This window comes from Fibrobacter sp. UWB5, assembly GCF_002210295.1.
GTDB lineage: Bacteria > Fibrobacterota > Fibrobacteria > Fibrobacterales > Fibrobacteraceae > Fibrobacter.
Genome location: NZ_MWQH01000006.1, coordinates 1 through 25,366 on the forward strand (window position 1 = coordinate 1; position 25,366 = coordinate 25,366).

At 50.4% G+C, this 25,366-nt stretch carries 15 protein-coding genes and 1 other RNA gene; 8 read left to right on the top strand and 8 right to left on the bottom strand.

Annotated elements, in window-relative coordinates; all coding sequences use genetic code 11:
• From B7989_RS13995 to B7989_RS14000, 3 genes are all read left to right on the top strand, one after another.
• Nucleotides 1–5,538, top strand: a 5,538-nt coding sequence (locus tag B7989_RS13995; RefSeq protein ID WP_088628270.1) for a hypothetical protein, incomplete at its 5' end; no start/stop codon positions are given.
• An 8-nt stretch (nt 5,539–5,546) separates the two neighbouring features.
• Nucleotides 5,547–5,678: a hypothetical protein gene (locus tag B7989_RS14250; protein WP_255406421.1), complete on the top strand. Its 132-nt coding sequence runs from the start codon at nt 5,547–5,549 to the stop codon at nt 5,676–5,678.
• A complete protein-coding gene (locus B7989_RS14000) occupies nt 5,662–5,832 on the top strand; it encodes a hypothetical protein (RefSeq protein ID WP_158212889.1) in 171 nt (56 codons plus the stop codon). Before B7989_RS14250 ends, B7989_RS14000 begins: the two co-directional genes overlap by 17 nt.
• A 56-nt stretch (nt 5,833–5,888) precedes the next feature.
• Here the strand turns inward: B7989_RS14000 and ssrA are convergent.
• Nucleotides 5,889–6,248: a transfer-messenger RNA gene (gene ssrA / locus B7989_RS09480) on the bottom strand.
• 340 nt (nt 6,249–6,588) lie between these two features.
• Here ssrA and B7989_RS09485 point away from each other — a divergent pair.
• The gene (locus B7989_RS09485; protein ID WP_088628271.1) at nt 6,589–9,672 is read left to right on the top strand and encodes an FISUMP domain-containing protein; all 3,084 of its coding nucleotides are present in this window, start codon (nt 6,589–6,591) and stop codon (nt 9,670–9,672) included.
• A gap of 22 nt (nt 9,673–9,694) precedes the next feature.
• Nucleotides 9,695–13,072: a transcription-repair coupling factor gene (gene mfd, locus B7989_RS09490; protein ID WP_233144349.1), complete on the top strand. Its 3,378-nt coding sequence runs from the start codon at nt 9,695–9,697 to the stop codon at nt 13,070–13,072.
• Between the two features lie 10 nt (nt 13,073–13,082).
• On the opposite strand, the gene B7989_RS09495 is transcribed toward mfd, so the two are convergent.
• Entirely contained in the window at nt 13,083–13,823 is a 741-nt protein-coding gene (locus B7989_RS09495) for a TatD family hydrolase (RefSeq protein WP_088628272.1), read from the bottom strand.
• Between the two features lie 122 nt (nt 13,824–13,945).
• On the opposite strand from B7989_RS09495, the gene B7989_RS09500 reads away from it, so the two are divergent.
• A complete protein-coding gene (locus B7989_RS09500; RefSeq protein WP_088628273.1) occupies nt 13,946–14,143 on the top strand; it encodes a hypothetical protein in 198 nt (65 codons plus the stop codon).
• A gap of 72 nt (nt 14,144–14,215) precedes the next feature.
• Here the strand turns inward: B7989_RS09500 and B7989_RS09505 are convergent, their stop codons facing one another.
• Nucleotides 14,216–15,853, bottom strand: a complete 1,638-nt coding sequence (locus B7989_RS09505; protein ID WP_088628274.1) for a hypothetical protein — start codon at nt 15,851–15,853, stop codon at nt 14,216–14,218.
• 147 nt (nt 15,854–16,000) lie between these two features.
• Here B7989_RS09505 and B7989_RS09510 point away from each other — a divergent pair, with 147 nt between their 5' ends.
• Together B7989_RS09510 and B7989_RS09515 are read left to right on the top strand one after the other, a co-directional pair.
• A complete protein-coding gene (locus B7989_RS09510; RefSeq protein ID WP_233144350.1) occupies nt 16,001–17,056 on the top strand; it encodes a hypothetical protein in 1,056 nt (351 codons plus the stop codon).
• On the top strand, nt 17,049–17,483 hold the full coding sequence (locus B7989_RS09515) for a PIN domain-containing protein (RefSeq protein ID WP_088628276.1): 435 nt from the start codon (nt 17,049–17,051) through the stop codon (nt 17,481–17,483). Before B7989_RS09510 ends, B7989_RS09515 begins: the two co-directional genes overlap by 8 nt.
• Before the next feature lie 61 nt (nt 17,484–17,544).
• Here B7989_RS09515 and B7989_RS09520 read toward each other — a convergent pair whose 3' ends face one another.
• The 5 genes from B7989_RS09520 to B7989_RS09540 all read right to left on the bottom strand — a co-directional run bounded on the left by B7989_RS09520 (nt 17,545) and on the right by B7989_RS09540 (nt 25,316).
• Nucleotides 17,545–17,940 (bottom strand): YraN family protein, encoded by a 396-nt coding sequence (locus B7989_RS09520; RefSeq protein ID WP_088628277.1) that lies wholly within the window; start codon nt 17,938–17,940, stop codon nt 17,545–17,547.
• A gap of 91 nt (nt 17,941–18,031) precedes the next feature.
• Nucleotides 18,032–19,537 carry a serine/threonine-protein kinase gene (locus B7989_RS09525; RefSeq protein ID WP_088628278.1) on the bottom strand — a complete coding sequence of 502 codons (1,506 nt, stop codon included), beginning with the start codon at nt 19,535–19,537 and terminating at the stop codon, nt 18,032–18,034.
• The gene (locus B7989_RS09530) at nt 19,534–21,624 is read right to left on the bottom strand and encodes an ATP-binding cassette domain-containing protein (RefSeq protein WP_088628279.1); all 2,091 of its coding nucleotides are present in this window, start codon (nt 21,622–21,624) and stop codon (nt 19,534–19,536) included. The genes B7989_RS09525 and B7989_RS09530 overlap by 4 nt, the downstream gene beginning before the upstream one ends.
• Nucleotides 21,625–21,724: 100 nt before the next feature.
• A complete protein-coding gene (locus B7989_RS09535) occupies nt 21,725–22,918 on the bottom strand; it encodes a pyridoxal phosphate-dependent aminotransferase (protein WP_088628280.1) in 1,194 nt (397 codons plus the stop codon).
• Nucleotides 22,890–25,316 (bottom strand): MMPL family transporter, encoded by a 2,427-nt coding sequence (locus tag B7989_RS09540; RefSeq protein WP_088628281.1) that lies wholly within the window; start codon nt 25,314–25,316, stop codon nt 22,890–22,892. The genes B7989_RS09535 and B7989_RS09540 overlap by 29 nt, the downstream gene beginning before the upstream one ends.
• Between the last annotated feature and the right edge of the window lie 50 nt (nt 25,317–25,366).

Below are 25,366 nucleotides of genomic sequence, written 5' to 3' on the forward strand. Positions count from 1 at the left end.
ATGCCGAAGACGGGTACGGTAAATGCGAGCATCCCTGCCGGTGTCAAGTCGTTCAAGGTCTATGACGATGGCGGAAGCTCCAAAGACTACAGCAAGAGCAGCAACGGTACGCTCGTGCTGACGGCTCCGACGGGCTATGTGTTCGAGTTGACGGGAAACGTAAAGACCGGCTACACGAACTGGGAGTATGGCAGTTCAAATCCCTATACCTGCAATGCAAACGACAACCTAAGCGTGTATGACGGTTCCAGCATTTCGGCTACCGCTCTTGTATCGGCGAAGACCGGTTGCACAGCGTCAAGCGGCCCGTCAAACAGCTCTCTGGGTCGAATTATTAGTCGTGGCAATACCCTGACGTTAAACTTCAAGTCAAACGGAACGGGTTACGCCTCTGACGGTCTCAACTTGACTGTAAAGTTGCATAAGCTCGCCCTGGACTTGGCCGAGGACGGCAATGGCAACAAGTACGTGGATATGGTCGCCAAGCACAATGCGACACTGACCATTCCGGATGGCGTGACTACGTTCAAGGTGTATGACGATGGCGGCAAGAATGACGACTATATGAAGGGAGTCAACGATACGCTCGTGCTGACAGCCCCGTCGGGCTACGTTCTCCAGTTGACGGGAGACATAAGGACCGGCTACGCGAACTGGGAGTATGGCAGTTCAAATCCCTATACCTGCAACGCGAACGACAACCTGAGCGTGTATAACGGTTCGAGCACGACAGCGACATCGCTGCTTTCAAATAAGACTAGTAACTGTACGACTTCGGGTGGTCCGACAAATACATCGTTGAGTAGGCTCCAGAGCAGCGGACAGAGCATGACGCTTGTCTTCAAGTCTAATGCAACGGGATATTCTTCTAATGGCCTCGATTTGACTGTGAAAGTTGTGCCAATCGTAAACCAAATCGTGTATGAGAATACGAATGCTGGCGGCTCCGTCACGTCGTCCTCGCCGACAACAGCCAATATTGGTGCGACAGTCAATTACACCTACAGCTATTCCAGTGGTTACCTGGTTAGCGACATCAAGGTCGTTGCCGAAAATGGCGATGCGGTCAAGGCTTCTGGTGGCTGGTATAAGAACAAGACTGCTACTTTCACGATGCCGCCTAGCAAAGTGACTGTTAAATCGACCTATACGAATGACTGGAGTGCCGCAGGCGGTCTTTACATAGACATGCCGAAGACGGGTACGGTAAATGCGAGCATCCCTGCCGGTGTCAAGTCGTTCAAGGTCTATGACGATGGCGGAAGCTCCAAAGACTACAGCAAGAGCAGCAACGGTACGCTCGTGCTGACGGCTCCGACGGGCTATGTGTTCGAGTTGACGGGAAACGTAAAGACCGGCTACACGAACTGGGAGTATGGCAGTTCAAATCCCTATACCTGCAATGCAAACGACAACCTAAGCGTGTATGACGGTTCCAGCATTTCGGCTACCGCTCTTGTATCGGCGAAGACCGGTTGCACAGCGTCAAGCGGCCCGTCAAACAGCTCTCTGGGTCGAATTATTAGTCGTGGCAATACCCTGACGTTAAACTTCAAGTCAAACGGAACGGGTTACGCCTCTGACGGTCTCAACTTGACTGTAAAGTTGCATAAGCTCGCCCTGGACTTGGCCGAGGACGGCAATGGCAACAAGTACGTGGATATGGTCGCCAAGCACAATGCGACACTGACCATTCCGGATGGCGTGACTACGTTCAAGGTGTATGACGATGGCGGCAAGAATGACGACTATATGAAGGGAGTCAACGATACGCTCGTGCTGACAGCCCCGTCGGGCTACGTTCTCCAGTTGACGGGAGACATAAGGACCGGCTACGCGAACTGGGAGTATGGCAGTTCAAATCCCTATACCTGCAACGCGAACGACAACCTGAGCGTGTATAACGGTTCGAGCACGACAGCGACATCGCTGCTTTCAAATAAGACTAGTAACTGTACGACTTCGGGTGGTCCGACAAATACATCGTTGAGTAGGCTCCAGAGCAGCGGACAGAGCATGACGCTTGTCTTCAAGTCTAATGCAACGGGATATAGCTCTTCCGGCCTCGATTTGACCGTAAAGGTTGTTAAATTCGCCATTGCTATCAATTCTGCTGCAGGTGGCACTGTAGTTAGCAGCAAGAATTCTGCAATTACAAATGATGTTATTACCTTAACGGCAACGCCTAATAGCGGTTACATGTTTAGTGGCGTGACGGTTAAGGATGCGTCCGAGAATGTTATAAAGTCCAATAATTCATCGTTTACCACGGCTGTGTTTACAATGCCTGCAAGTGATGTAAGTGTTACTCCGACATTTACAAATACCTTTACTGCGGCTGGAGGCTTGCATCTCGATTTTGTTCGAAATAAGAAGAACGAGGTTAATATTCCGAGTGGAGTTGCTTCATTTAAGATCTACGATAATGGTGGCAAGGATAAAAACTATGAATCAAGTAGTCGCGACACCATCGTACTCAAGGCTCCTACCGGGTATCGTTTGACTGTGACTGGTAATATAAAGACAGAAAAGGGATGGGATTCCTTGTATGTCTTTGATGGAGCGAATACTGATAATGAATATAAATTGTTTGGTGCCTCCAGTGCTACAAGTAATACGGAAACAAGTGTTGGTAGCATTTCTAGCACCGGTGAGTATATGACGTTACGATTTAAGTCCGATGGAAGTAATGAATATGAAGGTCTTGACCTGACGGTGACGCTTGAAAAGATTAATTATACGATTACGCTTAAGTCGGTTACTGGTGGAACACTCTATAGCAATGTAACAAAGGCTGTATATGGAACTGAAGTCTCTCTGAATGGCATTCCGACATCGGGATATAGGTTGAGTGAAGCCACTTACGTCACTGCCAGTGGTGCTGGCGCTGTTGCTCTAATGCATTCTTTTGACCGAGCTGTATTTACGATGCCTACAAGCAATGTGGATGTCTATCCTACATGGACAACTAATTTGACAGCTGAAGGCGGAATGCATCTCGATATGCCAAGGAACGTAAGGGCGGATGTAAATATTCCGAGCGGAATTAAATCGTTCAATTTGTACGATAATGGCGGCAAAAATGGTAGGTATGAAAACTCTAGTAAGGATACTTTGACTCTTAATGCTCCAACAGGTTTCTATCTAGTCGTGACTGGTACGATTGCATTAGAAACGGGATGTGATTCTCTTTACATTTTTGATGGAAAAAATACAAGTGCAACCAAGTTGTTCGGTGGAACTAGTACGACTAAGGGCTCATCATATAGTATTCCCACAATAACAAGTTCCGGAGAAAGTTTGACTTTCCGTTTCAAGTCGGATGGTACGGTAGTTTATTCGGGGTTCAACTTGAAGGTTTCTGTTGAACCGATTACCTACGTTATTGCGATTGCTGATGCTGCAAATGGTCGTGTTTCGAGTAGCGTAAAGAAGGCGGCCAAGGATTCAATTGTCAATCTATCTTGGGTTTATACGACTGGTTATTTGATTAGGGATATTGATGTCAAGGATGCTTCCAACAATAAGGTTGTTGTCAATGGCGGCTGGTATTCTGGTGCTAACGCAAGCTTCGTCATGCCGGGAAAATCTGTAACTGTCACCCCGACCTTTACGAATAACTTGACTGCAACAGGAGATGATGGACTTTACATCAATATGCCTGTAACAGGAACGATTAACGCCGAGATTCCTGCAAATGTGAAGTCGTTCAAGGTATATGACGATGGTGGCAAGGACAATGCCTACAGCAATTATTGCAATGGTATGCTTGTACTGACTGCGCCCGAGGGCTATGCTTTGGAATTGAGCGGAACTTTGGTTACCGAGAATCCGTATTCTGAGACAAAAATTTATGATTATTTGAATGTTTACGATGGTGCCGATAAAAATGCCAATATTGTGCGTAATCAGATTACTGGGTCGGCAAATGTTGGAACGGTTCGCAGTTCAGGTCGTAATTTGACCTTGTTCTTCTATTCCGATGGTGTTTCTGTAATGAGCGGTCTTGACTTAACGGTAACACTTGTTCGTTTGACGATTAATATTGCTAAGGTCACGGGTGGTGCTATGACGAGTGACAAGGAAATTGCTTCTTCGGGAGAAACTGTTACCTTGACTGCTACCGCTGAAGAAGGTTATCTTTTCGATGGCGTATCCGTCGAAGATGCTGATGGGAATTCAATTGCCTTGGGCAAGGATATCCATTGGTATTCTGGTGTATCTGAAAATGTTGTCACGTTCTCGATGCCGGCAAATTCTGTGACTGTTACGCCGAAGTTCTCTGCGGTGAACGATCTTTACGTGAATGTGCCGAAAACCGGGATGACCGATGTCTATATACCTGAAAACGTGGCCTCGTTCAAGGTGTATGACGATGGCGGCAAGGATGGAAATTATAGCCATAACGTTCAGGGCAAACTGAACATTACGGTTGCTAATGGCGCCTCGAATTGGGGTGGATTGAAGGTGTCTGGAACCGTTGCCGCTCGAGAAGGGGATAAACTTTCCATCTATGCACATGCGGTTTTTGTTGGAAAAGAATTCTACACTTACGAAGGCTCTGCAGATGGTAAGCCTGTAGATATTGGCACCTATTCAAATACAGCTCTCTTGAGGATTGATTTTGAATCCGGTGAAACTGATAATGCAGCAGGTCTTGATTTGAAAGTGGAGCTCTTGAAATCCCTTTCTGTCGGAGGCTCCGTATCGGTTGTTTACGATGACGCCCATTTCTGGACAGAATCTGAAAAGGTCCATAAACTGGCTTTGGTTAAGGATGACGACATGACTGCTTCTCTTAACATTCTTGAAGACGTTGATGTCGATTCGATCAATTTCGCTCGCAAGTTCACTACGGATGTGTATTCCACGATTGTGTTCCCGGCGGACTTCAAGGCTGATAGTCTTACGGGCGCTCAGAAGGTGCTTCGTTTCAACGGCTTCAAGCAGAAAGAAGATGAATCCTGGGTTGTTCGTATGAAACGCGTTTGGACAACGGATTCTATTGGTCGTGATATTGACATCAGTGCAAATTCGCCTTACCTGGTGGTGATGGATGATGCAACTCTGGGTATCCGCGGTGGCGTGACGCTGAAAAAGACCGTTGAACCCATCGCGATGGCTGAGAACTGTAACTGGAAATTCATCGGAACGCTCGCTTATCATGAATGGCCCGATGGAGATCCTCTTGTGTACGGCTTTAAGGACAATCAGTTTGTGAAGGCTGGTTCGAATGTGAGTGTTAAACCTTTGCGAGCTTACTTGCTGAAGCCTGAGCCGAAGCAGGCTAGCGGAAGGCCGAGCCTGAATGGCTCAGCATACACTTACGAGTATATTGCTCCGATGGATATTCCTGACGAATTCGATATCGTTGAAGACGATGACGAAAACGGCGAGAATACCACCGTTATCGGACGCTACAACACGCGTACAGGCGAATTTAAGATGCTACCCAGCTATGACATCAAGGGTCGCAAGCTGAATGGCAAGCCCAACGTTCACAAGGCTTATTATGGGAAAAAAGTTATAAGGAAATAGGAGAAACAATGAAAAAAGAATACACCGCTCCAAAGATGGAAATCGTTGAAATGGGACATCAGGATGACTTGCTATTGTGTTTAAGCAATTGTGGTGATCCGGCTGAAAAGGACGATTACGGAATTGAAGAAGAAGGATAAAGAAAAAAATATGGAAAAGAAAAAAGAATATGTCGTTCCTCAAATGGATGTGTTTGAATATGTCGTCAAAACATCTCTTTTGCAGGGGAGCTCAACCGCAAAACAAGATGATGCGGATACACCTAATGTCCTTACAGGTGGTTCATTCGACTAATCCATTCCATAAACCCGTATAAAAAGAAAGGAACTCTTGAAGAGTTCCTTTCTTTGTTCTGGAGGTGAGGGGAGTCGAACCCCTGTCCAAAATCACGTCCATGCACGTTCCTACAAGCTTTCCCTTCGTATTTAAGGTCTCGTCTGATCTACGCCCAAGAAGGTCGGCGCGGACTTTGACCAGCCTAGTGAATCTCGGACTCTAGCCCCAGGCATGCAAGAATCCTATCCCATATTGCGTCCGGACGTACACCCCGATGGGAGCGGAATGAGGCCCGGCGTTGCCGCTAATTAGGCAGCGAGTGCGTAGTTTTCGTCAGCACTTATTTTTTTTCAGACTTTTTTACGAGTGCCCTCGTCTGAGACCTCGGCTTGCAACTAACACTTCGGTAACCCTGTCGAAACCAGAGCACCCCCGTGTGCTTCGCACCGGGGGTGCTCTGGTTGAGACCTGTCGATTAAACGCGACTATAAGGAGCGTTTAAGCCCTTAAGCTCACTAAGTGAGCGCAAGGCCCCGAAGGGGCGAGAATAAAGCGTATAGCTTTATTCGAGGCAAACCAAAGCACATTCGGTGCTGTTTGTTCACAAATATACAAATATATCGCCCTTTTTCAAAGATTTGTCAAATTAGATAACATCAATGCATTCCCCTTTGTAAACTTTTTGACAAAGCGATTGTGTGTTTCTATCTTATTTTTACAGATAAAGGGCGGAAAACGTTATTAAACGCTTTTCTAAATACGAACGAGGATAACATGAGAGCTTTTCAAAAGACCACGAGTCTTTTTGCGCTTTTATTTGCGTGTACGTGCGTTTTGGTCTCTGCTTGCGGAGGTGATTCCAGCAGTTCCGGTGCACCTGACGATTCCGAAGGCGATGTTCACCCGGCAAAAGAAGCCGGCGTCGACAACAAGGTTTCTGACGCGACGATTACCAAGGATAAGATCTACGATTCCAGCATCGGTTCTTACTTGAATACGGTCCAGTTCGGCATGTACATCTGGCTAGAGGACAATGCCACCGAAAGCGGCTCTTACGGTAATACCATGTGTTACGATGACGACCCCGATAACTGCTATGCGTACGGTCGTATGTATCACCCGGGTTATGGCCGCTGCCCGAGCGGATTCTCGGTTCCGACCAAGGATGACTGGTCCAAAACCATGGCTTACATTTCCAAGTACCCCGAAGTCGCTTCTTCGTTCGGATTTTCGATGGGCGGTTATTGCTACGAGGGCTTGCACGGGGTCGCCTGTACGGACTTGGACAAGGCGGGCTACTACCTGGCGGGCGACAGCTCAGTTGCCGTTGTCAAGGGCCGCTCGGTTTCGTTCAGGAAGGCGGATGAAGAAAACTTTTACCAGCTGCGCTGCGTAAAGTACACCTACCTCGTTGCGACGGTCGAAGATCTTCCGCATTGCGATTCTGTAAGCCGCAACACCCTGCAGCCGTTCTTTGTCATGAGCGAAAAGACCAACTACAAGTGCTCCGGCACGCGCTGGGTGGACGATTTTACGAATAACTGTAGCAGTGCCGAAAACGGGATGTCTGCCGTATACAACGACACCATGTATATCTGCAAGTTCCGTGAATGGCAGGTTGCCGATATCTCGGATTCCAAGGACGAATGTACCGACAAAAACGACCGCACTACCTACTTGTTCAACGGCGATTTGTACGCTTGCGAAGATGGCGATTGGCGTGCGCTCAAGAATCTGGAACTGAAACTGGGCTATTGCAGGCCCAGCATGATCGGGACTCTCGATTCACTCGAAACGACGACTTCGTCGACGCAGTCCAATTATTATTCGAACGAAGTCAGGCCTTACGATTCGTACGCGTTTTACACCTGCGATTCTACGGGCTGGCGTACGGCGCGCCTGAGCGACTACATGGGTGAATGCGACAGCACCACCGAATTCAAGGAACGCAAGCTGCATGAAATTCGCTACGTTTGCCGAAAGGGCGTGTGGGATACCTTTACAAAGCTGGAAAGCGAAATCGGTATTTGCTCTCCCAAGAAACAGGGCGTTATTGACACCACCGAAAGCGATGTCGCATATATTTGCGACGAAAAGTCCTGGCGCACTGCGACCAAGCACGATTACTTGGGCGATTGTGTTCCGAAAATCGAAAACAAGATTTTGCCTTACGGCGGCGACAAGTACATTTGTCGCGATTCGTCTTGGGATAAGCTCTCTGAAATCGAAGCGGAATTGGGAATTTGCACGGCCGCTCTTCAGGGCAAGATCGACACGACCAAGAGCAAGTCGGTTCGCATTTGCGATAGCCTGTCGTGGCGCTATGTAAAGCCCAAAGATATAGGTGGTGAGTGCACTGCCGCTAAACAAGACAAGATTATCGATGTTGCTGGAACGAAGTTCTATTGCAACAGGTCCATATGGGACTACATCTCGGAACTTGATGAAACCATTGGAATTTGCACAGATACTTATAAAGGTAGAATAGACTCGATACCGGGATTTACAACTATATATTATATCTGCGATTCCATTTGGATTCCCATTTCTCATTTTGATGTGCTGTTCGGGGTTTGCAAATCAAATCGAGAAGGCGATATTGAGAGTAAGGGAGGTCCTGAAAAGTACAAGTGCACCAAGAGCCAATGGAAGCTGATGGATTATTACGAGGCGCTGCCCAAGTGCGATTCTAGCCAATGGGGAAAAATTGTGGAATACGCCGACAAGGAATACGCGTGCAAGACCACCAGTTGGGAAATTCTGAAGGAATTTGAAAAGACAAATGGCGTGTGCTCCAAGAAGAATCAGGGCACGGTAATCAAGGTTGACGGTGACGGGTATATCTGTACAACGAATGGTTGGTCAAAAACGGGTGACCAGGTTGCTTCGCTGGGTGAATGCACCTATAAGGATTCTACCGTTTACAAGACGACTCCGGGTGGAATTTACTACGCTTGCCATAACTACGGATGGACGGCGACGACTTCGATCGAGCAGGTCTTTGGTAAGTGCGATTACAGGATTGCCTCAAAGCAGGTCGTGTACAACAACAAGGAATACGTTTGCGACTCGGCGGCTCTTGGCAAGGGCTGGCATCAATTGTCCACGATCGATACCCTTCGTGGCTATTGCAGTAACAAGCGCCTTGGCGATACGATTACCTACCAGAACGACCATTATCTGTGCAAAAAGGCGGGTACCTATAATGCTTGGACTAAGGTCGGTTATCGTGAATTCATGGGTGTATGCACCGTTGCCCGAGAAGGCCACAAGATGTTCAATGGCATCAATTACAGTCTTTGCGTTGATGAACAATGGGTCGGCGTAACCGAAACCTTGACGGATTCCAGGACGCCAGCCCAAACGTATCGAACCCTGAAAATCAACGGGGTGACTTGGATGCTCGACAACCTGAATTACGCCACGGCGGATTCTTCGGATTGTATCGATGGAACCACGTCTTGCGACGAAAACGGAAGATTGTACGGATTCAGTGTCGCAAAGAATGCTTGCCCGTCTGGCTGGACATTGCCCGATACCGCATCATGGAACGCTCTGTTCAAGTATGTGAAATCCGTGGATAGCACTCATATCAAGTCGATTGGAGGGAGCGCCTTCTGGAATCCGACCGAGGATATTTACGGGCTTGCAGTGCAACCGACCGGCTTTGAATATTTCTTCATGCAGAACGGTCATGACCCGATGACGAAACGTAGCGAAGCTGCTGTTGCGGCATTCTGGAATATCGACGGGTCTATCAGAAGTTGGGGAAGTATGTCGATGCAGGTGGGTGGCGGATCCGGCCAGGGTCAAGATGCCAGGGTGACTAAGGTTGCCATACGCTGCATAAAGAAATGATAAATATTCTATCTTTGCGGGCGTGGTAGAATCCCTTTCTGAATTCATAACATTTGCACGTTCTGAAACGCTTAACCTCTTCAGCAAGGCTGAAGGGGGCGCGATTCATGTAAACGGGGCGACTGTTCCGGCGGCTGCCATGATGGTGGCGACGCGCTTCCTTAAAAAGCTAAAGCCGATTCTGGTGGTGGCGAAGGACTACAAGAGTGCCGAGAACTGGGTCGAGAATCTGGAAGGGCTTTTGGGCGAAGATTCTGTCCGGTTTTTCCCTTCGATTGGCTTGAAACCTTACGAAAAGAAGGTGCCGTTCGAAGGCGTTGTCGAAGAACGCCTCAAGTTTTTCCGCGATGTAGAAGGCGAAAACCCGTTTATTACGGTCTGTCCGCTGGATTCGTTCTTGATGCGGCTCCCGGCACCGCATACGGTGATGAAGGATTGCCTTGAACTCAAGGTGGGTGGCGTTGCCGAACCTTCGTCGCTACGCCCCTGGTTTTTGGATCACGGCTTTGTGGAACAGCCCGTGGTTTCGGGCGTGGGGGAGTTTTCCATTCGCGGCTGCATTGTCGACGTGAACTGCCTTCTGTACCCGCATCCGATCCGTATCGAATTCTTTGGCGACGAGATTGAATCGATCCGTAGCTTCGATATTTTCTCGCAGCGTTCCGTAGAGACCATGAAGTCGGTGAAGCTTTTCCCGATGGGCGAGTTTACGGTCAAGGAACATGAAGCTGCTTGCTATAACGGCGACCTTTCGGGGCTCTGGTGGCACCGCGGGCGTTACCAGACGCTGAATTCCAGCTTGCTTGATTATTTGCCGAATGCCTCGCTGGTGTTCGAAGAATTGTCGCTGCTGTCAGAAACGGCTTCCAAGTATTACTTGAACTGCGAAAACACCTTCAGGGAAGTCCGCGAAGTCGATACCGAGGCGGTGGACCCGGCGCATACTTGGTTCAAGATGGGCGAGCTCTCGCGACAGTTTGTGGGCCGCACCTCCATGGATGTTTCCCGCGTGCAGCTCAATGACGGCAACAGTCACGAACTGAATTGCAAACCGCAAGATTTCTCGTCGAACGGCACGGATTCGGTCGCCAAGGAAATCGAGGAATTTGCCGCTCGAGGCGGAACCGTTTACGTGGTTGCCCCGACGGCGGGTGCGCTTGGGCGAATCAAGCAGATGCTTGAAGGCTTGCCGGTCGAAGACTACATTGTCGGCAACATGTCCGAAGGTTTCTGGCTCGAAGACGACGGAATCGCCTTCTTGACCGAGACCCGCATTTTCAATCGCCATTCGAACAAGACCCGCAAACGCAAAATCGCAGGCTCTGTTTCCAGCGCCCTGATGATTGAATCCCTGAACCGCGGCGATTTTGTTTCGCACGAAGACCATGGCGTGGGCAAGTACTTAGGGCTTGTACGCGTGAACGTGAATGGCGGTATGGTGGACTGCGCCTTGCTGGAATACGCCGGCGGTGACAAGCTCAAGTTCCCTGTGGCGGACTTGCAGAAGATTGAACGCCTCGATACGCAGGAGAATCCTCCCAAGCTTGATCGCCTGGGCGGCAAGGCTTGGGAAAACCTCAAGGAACGCGTCAAGAAGAAGGTTATTCAGATTGCGCGCGAACTGGTGGAACTTTACGCCAAGCGCGAATTGGTGGAAGGCTTTGATTTCCCGCCCGATGGTAAGTTGCAAAAAGAATTTGAAGACGCCTTTGATTACGAACCGACGCCCGACCAGGTGAAGGCTACCGAAGATATCAAGCGCGACATGGAATCGCGCCGCCCGATGGACCGCCTGATTTGTGGCGACGTGGGCTTTGGAAAGACCGAAGTTGCCATGCGTGCGGCTTTCAAGTGCGTGGTGAGCAAGAAGCAGGTGGTGCTCTTGGTGCCGACGACGATTCTGGCGGCCCAGCACTATGAAAACTTCATGGACCGCTTTGCCGGTTTCGGCGTGAATATCGCGCTGGTGAACCGCTACAAGAGTGCCAAGGAAAAGAAGGAAATTTTCAAGCAGGTGAGCGAAGGCAAGGTCGACATTCTGGTCGGTACGCATAGCCTGCTTTCTGAAAAGAACCAGTTCAAGGATTTGGGCCTTCTAATCATCGACGAAGAACAGAAATTCGGCGTGAAGCAGAAGGAAAAACTGCGTGAAATGCGCCTTGCTGTCGATACGCTCAGTATGAGTGCCACGCCGATTCCGCGCTCGTTGCATTTGAGCATGACGGGCGTGCGCGATATTTCGTTGATTAATACGCCGCCCATGAACCGCTTGCCGGTCGAAACCAAGCTCATGAAGCGCGATGACATGGTCATCAAGCAGGCGATTGAAGACGAGCTGGCCCGCGGCGGCCAGGTGTTCATTGTGAACGACCGCGTTCAAAGCATTTACGAATTGGCCGACGATATTGAACAGCTCGTGCCTGAAGCGCACATCGGTATTGCCCACGGGCAGATGAATGACCGCGACCTCGAAAATGCGATGGAAGCTTTTATCTCTCGCAAGTTCGATATTCTTGTGAGCACGAGTATTATTGAATCGGGCTTGGATGTTCCGAACGCGAATACGATTATCATCATGAACGCGCATCACTTTGGCATAAGCCAGCTTTACCAGATGCGCGGGCGCGTGGGCCGCAGTAGCGTGCTGGCGAAGGCCTTGTTGGTGATTCCTTCGCAGCATGAAATTTCTCCGGAATCCATGCGCCGCTTGAAGGCGTTGGAACAGTTTACCGACCTCGGTAGCGGTTATCAGCTGGCCATGCGCGACTTGGAAATCCGCGGTGCGGGTAACTTGCTCGGCCAGGAACAGCATGGCTTTATCGCCGAAGTGGGCTTTGAAACTTATGTGCGCCTGGTGCGCGAGGCGGTGGAACAGCTGCGCGGTGGACCGTCCGAAAAGCCGATTCAGCCTCGCGTAGAACTCGGCGTAGACGCCTACTTGCCCGAAGACTACATTCAGGATGGCCTTACTCGAATCTCGATGTACCAGCGGATTTCTCGCGTGTCGCATACCGACGAAATCGCGGGCCTTGCGCAGGAACTCGCGGATCGTTTCGGGCCCGTGCCCGAAGCCGCCAAGATGTTACTCTTGGTTACCGAAATCGGGCTCTTGGCGGGGCGGCTCCGCATTCAAGGCCTGGTGCAGCGCAAGGGAATGCTGGCGGCCACCTTCGTGGAATTCCCGCCGCCCGATCCGCGAATCATTAGCGAAATGTATGCGAATACGCAGTTCCCCATGCGCATTATGGGCGGCTCGCCGCTGCAAGTCGTGATTGAACTCGGTAAGGGAAATGCTATAGAACTCGCCGAAAAGGCGCTCAAGGAATTCCGAGCGTTTGCGGTGATTAAGGCCGAGTCTGTGGTCGTGAAGAGTACGAATTCGCCGGCTCAGACGAACTAGTGAACGAGATTTAGCGAACGAGTTGTTCCGTTTCTTTCAATTGCTCAATCAAGGCTTTCGCAATTTTATCGACGGATTCGTTCTTGAGCAGATTTGCCGTGCAGAATGTTTCGTCTGCATCGGTTTCGAAACGGATTTGTTCAGCAGGAATCTGCGGAATGGCGGCAAGTGTCGATTTCTTATGGAAGGAATCGAGGTGCAGCGAGAAAATCGGATTGAGTTCCTGCGCGGCTTTTACAATCGAAATGTCGCCGCCAAAGCGGTGGAACGTCACGTGGATTTTCGGGGCTCTTTGGCGAGACTTGATATTCGATTTCTTGCCGGGATAACCGCATTCCTCGAGAATCTTGATAACGCGCCCGTAATCGCCGACGCAATGAATATGCAGATCGCGGTGCAGGTTGCGGGCGAGTTCGACTTGTCTTCTGAAAGCCTGTTCCTGGATGCCGCCTTCGGCGTAGCCGTCGTAGCGCTTGTCCAGTCCGCATTCACCGACATTGGCATCGGGGTAGTTGTCCAGAAGAGATTCCAGACGTTCCCAGTCAGCTTCCGTCACGTCGGCAATAGCCATCGGATGAATGCCGTAACTGCGGGTGGATCCTTCGAAAAGCGAGGCGCTCATCTTCTGGAGAATTTCCCATTCATAGGGCTCGCAAGCGATTGCATTGAAATGCAACCCCCGTTCCGATAAGGTCCGGGCTAGCGTTGTCGGCTGCGGAAGCCGTGCCAAATGAAGGTGAAAGTCATACATATCCTTAATATACTCCCAAAAATCGCGTTTTATCCAAATAAATCCAAAAAAGTTCTTGTTTTTTTGTTAGAAAAAGCCTAATTTAAGGGTAATGATGTTTCTAGCGTTAAAAAGGAGTTTTTATGCGCGATCTTTTGGAAAAAGCCTTAAATAAGGGTCTAGGTGTTTCTTTTACGAACGAAGGCGGCTTTGCTGTAATCCGCATTACTAAAGGGGCCGATGTCGTTGCATCCTGCAGTCTCGGTTCGGCTAATTTCCGCACCACCGTTGAAGACTCTTTGCAGTCCCTTTTGCTTGACCTGGAACGCAAAGGCTTGTAATATTCCAATTTGGATTTAAAAAAAACGACCCGCTTTTGAAGCGGGCCGTTTTTTAATGGTCTGTTTTTTAGCCTAGTTAATACGGCCAACCAAGTTACCCGAGATGGTGTAGTCCTTGGTGCAGCCGTAGCTGTGGAGACCTGCAGACAGGCTGAAGCGGCTGGTGAAGGCCTTTTCGAGGTAGAGAGCTGCCAAGACATCCTTGATGTGCTTGGGCTTCTTGTTCATGCCCCAGAAGTCGCGGTGTTCATGACGGTCGCCAACGTATTCGGCTTCGACAAGGATTCTGTCGACAACCGGAGTGTAGATTGCGACACCGCCGGTAACAGGAATCACGAGGTCATCGGCCATGTCCATGAGGGCTGCTTCTGCGAAGATGTCCACCGTGTTGGTGACGATCGGCAAGTTAGCCTTCAAAGAAGCGTTGTGCTTGATGTCGGCCTTGCTGTCGTAAACGACGTCGAACATGTTGCTACGGTAAGCGAGCTGAACCTTGAGGGCAGAAATGCCGGCGAGGTTGTGGAAGTTGAATGCAGCACGCAGGTCACCCTTGTTGAGGTTTTCAGACTTGCTGATCAAGGAAATGAAACCGGACATGTTTTCAGACGGAGTGAAACCGAACATCAACTGGTTTTCAGACGGCTGGGTGGAAAGGAAGCCGGCCAGGTAACCATCGATGTAACCACCGAAGTAGTCACCGCTCTTGTCGGTGTTGTCCCAACGACCGACCTTGAAGGTGAACAGGTCAGTTTCCTGCATGGCCCATGCTTCGTCCAGAGAATAGTAGTCGTCACCGTACTGGCGGGTACCTTCGCGGAGTTCGGCCTTCTTGGTCATCTTGTCCATGTTGTCGTCAGACCTGAGGTCAGCGGGGTAGAATGCAACTGCAATCTTGCCCTTGAAATCTTCGGCTTCGGCGAGCACGGCAAAGTTGGCTTCGCCATTCCACGTTTCGAAGTTGTCGCCCATTTCGTCGTCTTCGCTGGTCCAGAGAACCTTGCCGGCTTCGAGTTCGAAGTCAGCGTTGATGTCGAAGTTGATCTGGTTAGCCGACATCACGGCGTTCTGGATCATTTTTTTCTTTTTGCGCTTTTTCTTCTTGGCCGGCTTCTTTGCCGGTTCAGCGGCGGCGACTTCGGCTGCCGGAGCGGCTTCTTCAGCCTTTACTTCGGCCTTGGCTTCTTCCTTCTTCGGTTCAGCCTTAGCTTCAGCCTTCGGGGTTTCGGCGGGCTTCACTTCTTCAGCCTTGGCTTCTTCCTTGGGCTGTTCGGCCTTGGCTTCAGCCTTCGGGGCTTCGGCGGCCTTCGGTTCTTCAGCCTTTGCATCGGCCTTCGGCTGTTCAGCCTTCGCTTCTGCAGCAGGCTTTGCTTCAGCCTTGGCGGGTTCGGCAGCCTTGGCGTCAGCCTTTGGCTGTTCTGCCTTGGCTTCGGTCTTAGCCGGAGCGGCTGCCTTGGCGTCAGCCTTCGGCTGTTCTGTCTTGGCTTCGGCCTTGGCGGGAGCAGCGGCCTTAGCTTCAGCCTTGGCCGGAGCAGCGGCCTTAGCTTCAGCCTTCGGCTGTTCGGCCTTGGCTTCAGTCTTAGCCGGAGCGGCTGCAGGTTCAGCAGTTTTTGCCGGGGCTGCAGCGGCGGGGGCTGCTGCAGGGGCCTTTGCTGCCGGAGCAGCAAACACGGCTGCTGCCATAATGCAAGAGGCGATAAACATCTTCTTCATAAAAGGAACTCCTTTATATATTCCACGAGACTAATTTTAGTAAAAATTTCTTTCCCTAATCATTTTTTAACCCTTTTTTCATATAAAAAGTTAACTTTACTCCCACAAAGAGGTTTTGTTTTGAAAAAAATCCCATTTTTTACGATTTTGATTTCTCTCTGTTGCTCACTTTCGTTTGCTCAGGAAACTTTGACAGTTTATAAGAAAACCGCAACCGGTATCGACGAAAATACACCTGCAGGTTCACTTGTTTTCACAGACCAGATTAGGGAACTTCCTCCCCCGATGGATTCCGTCAAAAAGGTGATTGTCGTTAAGGACTCGATTGAAGTCAAGGACCGCAAGGGCAATGTCAAAAAAGACAAAAAGGGCCGCCCCAAATACAAGGTGAAAAAACGTCGTGTTACCATTTGGGAAAAGGTCGAACCCAAGGAACCGCCGCGTTTTGTGCCTATCCAGTGTAAACTTGGCGAAGTCTGGGTCAAGCGCGCAGACCTTGCCAGGTTCCAACAGGCATCCATAGACCTGAGTGGTGAATACGCTTCGTCTACCGGTAGCGTGTTCCTCAAGAAGTCTCCGACCAATCCTCGCTATTTCTCGTTTGTCATTCAGAACGGCCCCTTCGGCTACCGTGCAGAACTCGAAGCCAGCAACCTGGAACTCCGCGAAGCTAACGGACATGCCCGCTTGACTTATTCCGAAGAAGGCTGTACGGTTGATATCGCCATTGCGGATCGTAAGGTGAGGGTTGCCCAGCGTGGTTGCAACGAATATAATTCCGGCAAGTACAAACTGGAAGGCGAATATAACAACTACAAGGGTAACCGCCGCACGGTGGAAACCTTCAACATGCCCGAACAGAGCTTCAAGTACAAGAAGTACCTGTGGTGCGGGAGCGGCTTCGACAGCTGCGAAAAAGTCAAGGACGACAACGGTGTCGTGACCATTACCTGGAGTAAGGGCGGCAACGGATTCATTGAACGCGCCGCTGGCGATGACGTTCATACTTACCGTCCGTTCGAACACGTGATTCCGCACAAGCGCGACTTCTATAACGGCGAAAAGCCCATTGCCATCAAGACTAAGCGTACCGATATGGCGGGCGAGTGGATGATCTGGTACTTCTATCCGAATGCCCAGCGATTCAAGATGGTTCGTGCCGGCATGCGCGAAGATATCGCCTACATGGAAATCTATGAATAAGGCGCTTGAAAAGTCGAGAGTCCTCTTTCTGGATACAGGCGCGGTCGTGCGCTTGCTGCAGATGCACCCGGATTACTATCCGGTCGTGTCTTCGGTTCTTGACTTTGCCTACGAAAACAATTTGACGGTTCTCGTTTCAAACGTTACCTTGTTTGAAATTTCAAAGAAAGCCTTTGCTGCGGGCGAGGGCTTGTTGTCGCGCCAGTACCGCGAATTCTTCGAGCATTCCCGCAATGTCAAGGCCTGCGAGGTCACGGGTGAGATTGCCGTGAAGGCGGCCGAGTTTGCGGCGAAGAATCTTTCGACCGAAGAATCCATGCGCTTGGCGACCGCTTACGTTTGCGGTGCCGACTGCATTCTGACGGACTGCGTCAAGTTCCGTGATATGACGGATATTCCCGCTGTCTTGCTCGACGAAGTAGAATAGTGCAATGTGGAATGTGTGATGTGGAATGAAAAATCACACATCACTCATCGCACATCAGTCATTATACTTGCGGTATGACTTGCGAGCCTTCGAAGGCATTCTTGTAATGCATGAATTGCAGCGGCTTTTGGTAGACTCTCGCAGTCAACACATCGAATCGACAGGGGGTGTCAAATCCCTTAGGCGCATGCTCTTTCTGGGTGGCTAGAAAATGGCACGCTGTCTTCCAGATTTTCTTTTGCTTCAGGGCGTTTACGCGGGCGGCCGGATTGCCTTGCTGGTTGTTCCATACGGACTTGACTTCTACAAAGACGAGTGTGTCTCCATCGCGGGCGACAATGTCCAATTCACCGCCCATGTAGGCGTAATTGCGGGCGATAACCTGGTAGCCTTCGCGGCTTAAATAGGCCGAAGCGAGAGTTTCGATGTAGTTGCCTTTGGGCTTGTTGTTTTCCATAAATCAATCCTTAGAAATGAATAGTTCAAAACGCCTGCAAATGTTTTTTGCATGCGGGTTATCTAGGAATGATCTAAAAAAAAATCTTGGACTAGGGCAGTTCCATGCCCAAGAGGCGAATTTCAGAAATGGCGAAGTCTTCGTTTTCTCCTTCGTAGACGTCATCAAGATAAACCTTGAGTTCGCTGGTTTCCATGGCCTGAATATTCGGGTACTGCATTCCGCGGATGTTTTCAAGCTTGATTTTCTGCTTGAAGCCGTCCTTGGTTTCGAGCGTTACGATCTTCGGCTTCTTGAAAATGCGGAAACGGTCGCCGAAGGCGTCGTCTACGGATTTCTGGTAACCGATGGCGATGCCGAAGTGCGTCACGATGGCGTTGCCGTCAAAGTAGAGCGTAAGTACCGGATTCTGCGGCTTTTGCGGCATCGTATAGAGCCATGCCGTCTTAAAATCGTTGTCGTTCAAGTTCTTGAGCGGGTAGCCGTTGCTTTCGTCAATTTCGAGAGCCTTGGTCTCGTAATTGCCAAGAGCTTCGCTCCATTCCAGCTCGCGCAAGGTGCTTTCGGGCTTGTGCGTCAGCATCAGCAAAATCAAGAGCATGATGATGAGCGGGAAAATGAAAATGGCGAGGGCCGTAAGCTTCTTTTGAAGCATGCGGGCGCGCGGCGTGATGATGTTTGCCATTTCGGCAATCGATGCCGTGCGGCGGCGGAGCGGCGTGTGGCCCATGGTGGGGCGCTGCGGTGCCGTCTTTTCGGTGGGGAACACCTGGTCGCAAGCGTCCAGGAATTCCTGCATGTCGTGGAAGCGTTCGTTCAGTTTTTTCTTGAGGCACTTGAGAATCAGCTGAGAAAGTCCAGGAGGCATGTCCTTGCGGAAAAGTTCCGGTGCAGGCGGCTGTTCCTGAACGTGCTTCAGGGCAATTTCTACCGGGCGGTTACCTTCGAACGGGAGTCGTCCGCAGGTCATTTCGTAAAGAATCACGCCCATGCTGTAAATGTCAGACTGAATGGTCACGTTGTCACCGTGGCATTGTTCAGGGCTCATGTATTCGGGCGTACCCATGGTCATGCCCGTGCGCGTGAGTCGATCCTTTTCCATTTCCTGGATGTAAGAAATGCCGAAGTCCATGATGAACACGCGGTTGTCGCGCGTGAGCATGATGTTCGAGGGTTTGACGTCGCGGTGGACAATTCCCTTGTTGTGGGCAGAGAGAAGACCGCGGGCAATCTGGCGGATAATGACTTCGATGGCTTCGAACGAAAGCTGTTCCTTGTTGTGGAGAATGTCAGCGAGGTTCGTGCCTTCCACATAGGTCATGGCGATAAAGAGCTGGTTGTTCTGCTGACCGAAGTCGAATACATGAACAATATTCTGGTGGTCCAGTTCTTTCATGGCCTGCGCTTCCATGTAGAAACGCTTGATCGCTTCTTCATCGGAAGAGGCGTCCAAAATCTTGAATGCAACCACGCGGCCAAGGCGCTTGTCTATGGCCTTGTATACGTTTCCCATGCCCCCTTTACCGAGGGTGCCAATGAGATCATAGTTTTCATTAAAGGGACGCGGAAATGCTTCAGACTTTTGCGGGGCGATCATTTTGCTTTCTTAGACCAGTTTAGTTTTATTGCAACCACAATATAAAAACATAATGTGATTACGAGGGCAAGAATTGTGTTTTCGATAGCGTCTTTGCGCTCTAGGAGCAGGTTTAAAAGGCTTGCCTGGTTGTAACGGGACCAAATCACCGTCGAAAGAATGCGCCCGATAGCTTGCATCTGGTCCAAGGGCACCAGGGCTCCGGCCAAGGCAACCTGCGGAATAATTAAAAGCGGTAGCATGGCGTTTGCCTGCCCGGCATTTTTGGAAAGCGAACTTACGGCAAGGCCTACGGCTACAGGCGGGAGAACCATCAGCAAGATTACAGCCAAAAGTGGCAGGGGAGAGGGCCAGATATGCGTGCGGAATCCGACAAAGGCGAATACGATAAAAGTCTGGATAAAGGCGACCGTTGTAGGGAGAATCGCCTTGGCGAAAATAGTCGGGAGAATCGGGACTCCCTTGCGGAATTCCGCCTGCAGGATTTCTTTTTCCTGTACGATTTCTCGGATCGAGAGTGAAAGCGAAAGCCAGTTTGCCGAGAGGATGATTGCAAACGCGACAATCCAAAGCGATGTGGCGTCCGAGAATATTTGAGAGAACAAGAAACCGATAATCAGCGGCTGCAAGAGGAGCGTGAGGAACTTGCCTTTGTCCCTGAACCACTGCTTTGCGGTAATTGAAATCTTGTACAAGAAAACGGGCGACAGGTTGGTCTTGGGGAAAAAGCTGGGAACCAGCGCTTCGAGAGCCGAGGTGCTTCTGACGGCGCCGACGCGGTTCTGCAGAATGGTTTGCCAGTTGGAGGCGGTGTCGTCGTTCAGGTTCGTGAGGATCGTTTCGGGGTCTTCGCTGTCGAAGTAGCGGTAAGCTTCTTTCGGGGTGCCGTAGAATGCCTGCTTGCCCTGGTGCAGCACGAGAACCTTGTCGGCGATTTCCAGCGCTTCGTAGCTGTGCGTGGTCAGGATAATCGTGTGCCCGAGGAAGGCGAGCTGCTTTAAATGCGTGCAGAGAATCTTGGAGTTGTATGGGTCGAGGCCAGAAAGCGGCTCGTCGAGCACAATCAGGCCCGGATTTCCCATGAGTTCCTTGGCCAGGGCGACCCGGCGGCATTCGCCGCCGCTGAGCGTGCGAATGGGGTTGTCGAGCCGCGCGCTCAGCCCGAAAAGTTCGCTGAACTTTTCCAGTCGCCCGTTCGCGTTGCGCTTGAAATCGAGCTTGGACATTCCGACTCTTGCGCCGTCCAAGAGCGTTTCTTTAACGGTCAAGTCGCGGCGCAGTTCCGGATCCTGCTCCAGGAAGGCGATATGCTTTCGGATTTCTTCGTTGCGGTAATCGAGTTTCCCGATGCTCACAAAGGAATCTTGACCGCTTTTATGCTTGCCTTGCAACAAGCGCAAAAGGGTAGACTTGCCCTGGCCCGAACGCCCGATAATCGCAAGAATTTCTCCGGCGTGCAGTTTAAAGTCAATGCCCGAAAGCAATTGCTTTTTTCCGGCGAATACGTCCAGGTTCTCGATTTCGACATCGAATCCGAGAGGCAAGTTCTTGCAAGTGAGTTCGCCCTGCGCGTAGCTCATGGTGCAGCCCGGCAGGCGAATCATTCGGCCTTCTTCCAGCTGAATCAAGCGGGTGGATTTCCCTTGCGTATTGACAATCTTGTCCTTAAAGCTGATTTCGGCTTTTCCGGCATGGAGTCTTGCGCTGGTGCCTTCGGGAATATCCATGTGCAGGCTATCGAGAGATTCCCAAGCGTCATTCAGGCTCTTGGTTTGCACCAGGTCGCGCTCGACCGATTCCATCAGCAAAAGCTGCAAGTGCCCGCGCTTGAGGGTGGCGCGGAGCTGCATCGGGCCAATCTGAATGGTATCGCCATCTTCAAGCACGGCCGATTCGACATCATTCCCGTTGACTTGAGTCACGCTGTTCTGCGTGAGGTTCTTCAGGTTCCAATGTTTGTCTTCGAATTCCAGCACCGCATGGTAGCGCGAAACCATCGGGTTGTCGAGCACCAGAGAATTATCTGGCTTGCGACCGATGGTAAACGGTTCGCCAATTTGCGGAGTGATAATTCTAAACGACTGCATATGGTTAATGAGGAATGAGAAATGTTGAATGAGAGATGTTTGATGGATTTTTAATTACACATTACACATCACACATTTCACATTTCACATTTCACGATAGTTATTTTAGATTGCTCAGTCCCCTTATAAATCTGTCGCATGCCTTCTGCAAGGTTTCGTCGCTGGCGGCATAAGAGAATCGCACGCAGCTGTCGTCACCGAAGGCGGCTCCCGGCACAATGGCGAGACCCTGCGACTGCAACAAGTATTCGCAGAGTTCAATGGAACCGCCAATCACTTTACCTGCGGGCGTCTTCTTGCCATAGAAACTCTTGACGGGCGCGAACAGGTAGAATGCGCCTTCGGGAGCGCGGCATGGTTCCGGCAGAATTTCGGCAGTGCGTTTGAGCATGTAGTCGCGGCGCTTGCGGAAGGCGGCCTGCATGGCGTGAACGTTGCTCTTGTCCATCTGCAATGCTCCGAGGGCGGCGTACTGAGCCACGTTGCTTGGGTGGTGCGTGGCCTGGCCCTGAATCTTTCCGATAATCTTTGCGATTTCGGCGGGCGCGGCATCGTAACCGATACGCCAGCCGGTCATGCAGTGCGACTTGGAGAAACCGTTAATCACGATGGTGCGCTCGGCCATGCCGGGCAGTGCTGCTGCAGAGCAGAATTCCGTGTCGTAGGTGAAGTATTCGTACACTTCGTCCGAAATGCAGTAGATGTCGCATTCGACAATCACCTTGGCAAGCGCTTCGAGTTCGGCCTTGCTGTAAACGGCACCTGTCGGGTTGCAGGGGTTGTTCAAGAGAATCGCCTTTGTCTTTGCGGTAATGGTCGCTTTCAAGGCTTCGGGCTTGATTTTGAATCCGTCTTCAATCTTGGTGTTCACAATCACTGGCTTTCCGCCAAGCCATTTCACCAGTTCGGGGTATGTCACCCAGTACGGGGCCGGGATAATCACTTCGTCACCTTCGTTCACCAAGGCGGCAAGAGAATTGAACACGGCGTGCTTGGCACCGCTGGTCATGATAATCTGTTCGGGCTTATAGTCCAGACCGTTTTCGACTTTGAGCTTTTCGGCCACGGCTTTGCGCACTTCGAGAATTCCTACGGGAGCGGTGTAGCGGGTCTTTCCTTCGCGAATGGCCTTGCAGGCAGCATCTTGAATCGGTGTCGGAGTCGGAAAATCGGGTTCGCCTGCACCCAGGCTTACAACGTCCTTGCCGTCGGCAATCATCTGCTTTGCCAAGGTGTCGATGGCGACGGTTAAAGAAGCGGCGATATTAAGAGTTCTTGTGGATAAGTCTTTCATGTCTGAGTTTAGCCTTTTTCAAAATGCGGTAGGCGTCCAAGGTGCTGGCCACCAAGGGGTAAATGGTAAAATGCGAAATAAAGATGCAAATAAGTCCGAGCGCTGCAACGAGTCCCACGCCGTTAATTCCCGGGTGTGACGAGAACAGCATGGCGATTGCACCGATGAATGACGCGCCCTGCGCAATCATGACCGAAATCAATTTCGTTTGCAAAACACTCCAAGCATTTCCGCCTTGCTTTTCGTAGTACGAAGACCAAAGTTGCAATGATCCGTCAACACTGGCGCCAATCAAGAGGACAAACGCGATAGAACTGTATGCCGAAATCTGGATGTTGAACACGTGAACCAGAATGGTTACCCAGCTCATGGCAAATAGCGACGGCAGCAAGGTAAAGAACGCGCGGCTCAATTTGTTGTAGAACATCAAGAGAATGATCCAGAGCAGTACGGTGCCCAAGAGTATGGACTTGTTGATGTTTCCGAGAATGGTGTCCAGGAGCGAGGCTCTCAAAATCGGTGTGCCGCAAATCTTGAAGGTCTTGTCGTGGATTCCGTCAAGCTGCAGCAACTGCTTTGCAATGTGGCGGCAGGTGAGTCCGTTGTTCGGGTCGGAACTGGGGATAATGAAGGCGAATACACCCGGATTGTCTTTTTTGTCTGCGAACTTGCGGCGTATGTTTTCGGACAAGACGAAATCCTTGATTTCGTTTTCGTAATTGTCGAACATCTCGACAATGGAAGCGCTGTCCTTGGGACTGAGCCTAGAAAGAATATCTTCCGAAATCAGTTTTTTCAGCGTTTCGATTTTATGCTTTTTCTCGACACTGACCTTGGGCAAGAACTGGTACTGGGTGTAAATCTTGCCGAGATCGTTCAGACGGCCTTTCTGTTGCAAGTGCTCGAAGTTTTCGACCAGGTCATCGTTGTAAGACGAATCGGGGAGCATGACGATAATCGGGTCGTAGGTGGAAAAGCCCGTTTCTGCAATCAAGGCTCTCGCTTCGCGTTCGTCCAGTTGCATTTCGGTCTTCTTGAAATCGTAGAGGAAGGTCAGATTCGTGCCGCTGTAAAGCCATGCGACCGCACTTACAATACTGATAACGACAATGATAATCCAGTTCGTCTTGAACGAAAACAGGCGCTTGCGGTAGTTGGGGGTATTGCTGCTGAAACTGATGTCAAAGGGCTTCTTTTGTTGCAGGAGCAGCAAGAGCGATGCCGTCAGCAACGGGCAGACGATAAGGTTGAGTAGGCTTCCGATGGCACCGAGAATTCCGAATTCGCGAAGTCCGGGCAGAGGTACCAGAATAAAGGCGATGAACAGGCTTGCCATCACAAGCGAAGAGGCGGCAACTACAGGCCCGATTCCGAGCAAGGCGCTTTCGATACAGAGGGCGGGGCTCAGTTTCTGTTCGCGTTCATGGAAGTACCTGGTGTAGACATGCGTAAGAATCTGGCAGGCATGCCCCGGTAACAGGAGCCCGAGTGAAAGCGTAAACAGGTTGATTCGCCCGAACAGCAGGTAGGCGCAGGCCAGCGTAAAGACCGTCGGAATGGCAAGCGGAACCGCCGAAATGAAAATTAGCTGGGGTTGCCTGTAAAAGTTGATGATCAAAAGAACGAGAATAATCAGGGCTGCCATTCCGCCCGCAAACTTCGCTTCGGGCAACAACGCCTTTCCGGCTTTAATGGAATCGTAGACTTTCCCGGTATAGTAGACGTTAATGCCCTTTCCGTTGTCTTCGACAAATTTTTTGACCTTTCGCAAAAGTTCACGGTTAGCCTGCAAGTCCGAAACCGATGTAGTGGGGTAGACGTCAACTACGCGGATAGACCCTTGCTGGTTCGAAAAATCCTGTTGCAGACTTTTGAAATATTTGGACTCGATTTGCGAAATGATTTCAATGGTGTCGCGGGCAGGGGCGGCGGCCGGTGCCGGATTGCTGTCGGTCAAGTCGACAAGCAGGGGATTGTGCCTGTTGATTTCAACTGCCCTTAGGCTGTCCAGTTTTTCAATGACCTGGTCCAGATCGCTTTCGCTTGCGTATAAAAGCTTGTTTTTCTTGAAAAAATCCAAATCGGTCGCGTATTCGGCGTAATGAACTTGCGGGTCGTCTTCAAGGTACTTTGCGAGATTTTGGGCAAACTTGAAATTGGCGGCGCTGTCTTTGGACTGGATGACAATCGTCAAACTTCCGAGTCCGCCGAAAGCGTTTTCGATTGCCTGGTAATCGGCTTCGACTTGATGACCTTTCAGAGTATCTTGCAACTGGATTTCCCAACGAAGATTTTCGATGGGGTAAATACACAACAAGGTAATCGCAAGAAACAACCCGATCATCGCTTTAGGATAATGGGCAATCTTTCGAATCAATTTGGCAAAAGCCGAAAACATATAAATAATATAACTATTATACGCTTTGTTTGAATTAATAAACTAAATTG